Genomic DNA, 668 nt, shown 5'->3' with positions numbered 1-668 from the left:
GGAGTGCCCGAAAGGGAACCTTTACACAGGTGCTGCATGGCTGTCGTCAGCTCGTGTCGTGAGATGTTGGGTTAAGTCCCGCAACGAGCGCAACCCTTGTCATTAGTTGCTACGAAAGGGCACTCTAATGAGACTGCCGGTGACAAACCGGAGGAAGGTGGGGATGACGTCAAGTCCTCATGGCCCTTATGGGTAGGGCTTCACACGTCATACAATGGTACATACAGAGGGCCGCCAACCCGCGAGGGGGAGCTAATCCCAGAAAGTGTATCGTAGTCCGGATTGTAGTCTGCAACTCGACTGCATGAAGTTGGAATCGCTAGTAATCGCGGATCAGCATGTCGCGGTGAATACGTTCCCGGGTCTTGTACACACCGCCCGTCACACCATGGGAGCGGGTTTTACCAGAAGTAGGTAGCTTAACCGCAAGGAGGGCGCTTACCACGGTAGGATTCGTGACTGGGGTGAAGTCGTAACAAGGTAGCCGTATCGGAAGGTGCGGCTGGATCACCTCCTTTCTAGAGTGGCACTGATCTTCGGATCACATCAAGCGTTCACACTTATCGACTGTAGAGAAGAAGAACAGCATCGGGTCTGTAGCTCAGCTGGTTAGAGCACCGTGTTGATAACGCGGGGGTCGTTGGTTCGAGCCCAACCAGACCCACCAA

At 54.3% G+C, this 668-nt stretch carries 1 tRNA gene and 1 rRNA gene; both read left to right on the top strand.

Features of this window, described 5'->3' with window-relative positions:
* Nucleotides 1-518 (top strand): 16S ribosomal RNA (locus ACLB1G_RS27965); the annotation flags it as partial.
* Between the two features lie 72 nt (nucleotides 519-590).
* Nucleotides 591-667: transfer RNA gene (locus tag ACLB1G_RS27960), tRNA-Ile, on the top strand.
* Nucleotide 668: the final 1 nt, after the last annotated feature.

Source organism: Duganella kummerowiae (genome assembly GCF_053572355.1).
Note: the sequence above shows the minus strand (reverse complement) of the source record. Positions and strands in the feature narration are given on the sequence as shown.